Genomic DNA, 2924 nt, shown 5'->3' with positions numbered 1-2924 from the left:
GGTTATCGGGTGGCCTTTAGGTTCTCTACAGGGGCGCTGACTTTTTATCTCTTGTCCGCAAATGTCTGCGCGTTGGCCGCTGGGGGGGGCCACTCCGGTCCCCGCAGCATTGTTCAGGCCAGCCTTGCTTGCCTTTCTGCTACGCCCTCGCTGCATCTGACCCTTGTCGGTCAACCCTCCCTTCTTGAAGAATTGATCAACGGCCAATCGGCTGCCGATCGCGCGCGCCTGACGATTGTTGCGGCGAGCGAAGTCATTACCATGGACGAAAAACCGACCCAGGCCCTTCGTGGCAAGCCGGATTCGTCGATGCGTGTCGCCCTCGAACTGGTGCGCGATGGCAAGGCGCAAGCCTGTGTCAGTGCCGGCAATACCGGTGCGTTGATGGCCTTGTCGCGGTTCGTTTTGAAAACCCTGCCGGGTATTGATCGTCCCGCCATGGTTGCCGCGATCCCGACGCAAAAGGGTTATTGCCAGTTGCTCGACCTTGGTGCCAACGTCGATTGCAGCGCCGAACATCTATTGCAGTTCGCGGTGATGGGTTCGGTGGCGGCGCAGACGCTGGGCATCCCTCGTCCGCGCGTGGCGTTGCTGAACATCGGCACCGAAGACATCAAAGGTAATCAGCAGGTAAAACTGGCAGCAACGCTGTTGCAGGCTGCTCGCGGCATCAACTACATCGGTTTTGTCGAGGGCGATGGTCTGTATCGCGGCGAAGCGGATGTGGTGGTTTGTGACGGTTTTGTCGGCAATATCCTGCTCAAGTCCAGCGAAGGGCTGGCAACGATGATTGCTGCGCGGATCGAAGCGCTGTTCAAAAAGAACTTCGCCTCGCGTGCGGTAGGCGCCTTGGCGTTGCCACTGATGAAGCGCTTGCAGGCTGATCTGGCGCCGGCGCGACATAACGGCGCAAGCTTCCTCGGCTTGCAGGGTATCGTCGTGAAAAGTCACGGTTCGGCCGGGGTTCAGGGTTTTCAGAGTGCGATTCAGCGTGCACTGATCGAGATTCAGGAGAATCTTCCCGAGCGCCTCCACGGTCGTCTGGAGGATTTGTTGTCTTAGGCGTTTTCGTCCGACAATGCTTAAATGTGACCGCCCGGTTCAAAGGGCCATCCAACTGTCAGTTTCTTGCGTCCCCAAGCGGGACGTCATTTTCCGACGACAAGATCATTAGGGGCTTGTTACATGTCTGCTTCCCTCGCATTCGTCTTTCCAGGACAGGGTTCGCAGTCCCTCGGCATGCTGGCCGAGTTGGGCGCGCAACATCCGCTGATCCTCGAAACTTTCCAAGAAGCCTCCGCTGCTCTGGGCTATGACCTGTGGGCGCTGACCCAACAGGGGCCGGAAGAGCTGCTCAATCAAACCGATAAAACCCAGCCGGCCATTCTGACCGCCTCGATCGCCCTGTGGCGTCTGTGGCTGGCGGAAGGTGGCGCGCGTCCGGCCTTTGTTGCTGGTCACAGCCTGGGTGAGTACAGCGCACTGGTCGCTGCCGGCAGCCTGACGTTGGCTGACGCGGTCAAGCTTGTTGAGCGCCGTGGTCAACTGATGCAGGAAGCGGTTCCAGCGGGGCAGGGCGGCATGGCTGCAATCCTCGGTCTGGAAGATGCTGACGTGCTGGCTGCCTGCGCCGAAGCGGCGCAAGGCGAAGTGGTCAGCGCCGTCAATTTCAACTCGCCAGGCCAGGTGGTGATCGCCGGTGCCAAGGCTGCTGTCGAGCGCGCCATCGAAGGCTGCAAGGCTCGTGGCGCCAAGCGTGCGATGCCGTTGCCAGTGAGCGTGCCGTCGCACTGCGAGCTGATGCGTCCGGCGGCCGAGCGCTTTGCTGAATCCATCGCCGCTATCGACTGGCAGGCGCCGCAGATCCCGGTGGTCCAGAACGTCAGCGCGCAGGTGCCGGCCGATCTGGAAACCCTCAAGCGCGATCTGCTTGAGCAACTCTACAAGCCGGTTCGCTGGGTCGAATCGGTGCAGACGCTGGCTGCCAAGGGTGCGACCGATCTGGTCGAATGCGGCCCGGGCAAAGTACTGGCCGGTCTGAACAAGCGTTGCGCCGAAGGCGTTGCGACTTCCAACCTCAATACCCCAGACGCTTTCGCTGCCGCTCGCGCAGCGCAAGCCTGAATCAGGAGAAACTTGCATGAGTCTGCAAGGTAAAGTTGCACTGGTTACCGGTGCAAGCCGCGGTATCGGCCAGGCTATCGCACTGGAACTGGGCCGTCAGGGCGCCATCGTTGTTGGCACCGCGACCTCCGCCAAAGGCGCCGAGGCGATTGCTGCCACGCTGAAAGAGCATGGCATTCAGGGTACCGGTCTGGAACTCAACGTCACTAGCGACGAATCGGTCAGCAAAGTGATTGCGAGCATTCAGGAGCAGTTCGGTGCCCCGGCAATCCTGGTCAATAATGCCGGCATCACCCGCGATAACCTGATGATGCGCATGAAAGATGACGAATGGTACGACGTCATCGATACCAACCTGAACAGTCTGTATCGCCTGTCCAAGGGCGTTCTGCGCGGTATGACCAAGGCGCGTTGGGGTCGAATTATCAGTATTGGCTCGGTGGTGGGTGCCATGGGCAACGCAGGCCAAGTAAACTATGCAGCCGCCAAGGCCGGTCTGGAAGGTTTCAGCCGTGCAATGGCGCGTGAAGTCGGTTCGCGTTCGATTACGGTCAACTCGGTAACCCCAGGGTTTATCGACTCCGATATGACGCGTGAGCTGCCTGAAGCACAGCGTGAAGCCTTGCAGACGCAGATTCCGCTGGGTCGTCTGGGACAAGCTCAAGAGATCGCTTCTGTGGTCGCTTTTCTTGCATCCGACGGTGCGGCATACGTCACTGGGGCTACAATCCCGGTGAACGGTGGGATGTACATGTAAGTAAAATGTGTGGGGGTGGTTCGAAAAAATGTCTTTCGGGCTG

Annotated in this window: 3 protein-coding genes; all 3 read left to right on the top strand. The window is 59.6% G+C overall.

Annotated features, from left to right (window positions below; translation table 11 throughout):
• Positions 1-51 precede the first annotated feature (51 nt).
• The 3 genes from plsX to fabG all read left to right on the top strand — a co-directional run bounded on the left by plsX (position 52) and on the right by fabG (position 2881).
• Positions 52-1062: a phosphate acyltransferase PlsX gene (gene plsX / locus ACIOWE_RS30000; RefSeq protein ID WP_401398572.1), complete on the top strand. Its 1011-nt coding sequence runs from the start codon at positions 52-54 to the stop codon at positions 1060-1062.
• Positions 1063-1185: 123 nt separating this feature from the next.
• Entirely contained in the window at positions 1186-2124 is a 939-nt protein-coding gene (gene fabD / locus ACIOWE_RS29995; RefSeq protein WP_090285200.1) for an ACP S-malonyltransferase, read from the top strand.
• Between the two features lie 16 nt (positions 2125-2140).
• A complete protein-coding gene (gene fabG, locus ACIOWE_RS29990; protein WP_401398570.1) occupies positions 2141-2881 on the top strand; it encodes a 3-oxoacyl-ACP reductase FabG in 741 nt (246 codons plus the stop codon).
• The last annotated feature ends 43 nt before the right edge of the window (positions 2882-2924 follow it).

The sequence above is a fragment of the Pseudomonas sp. NPDC087598 genome, from assembly GCF_044743525.1.
Lineage (GTDB): Bacteria > Pseudomonadota > Gammaproteobacteria > Pseudomonadales > Pseudomonadaceae > Aquipseudomonas.
Note: the sequence above shows the minus strand (reverse complement) of the source record. Positions and strands in the feature narration are given on the sequence as shown.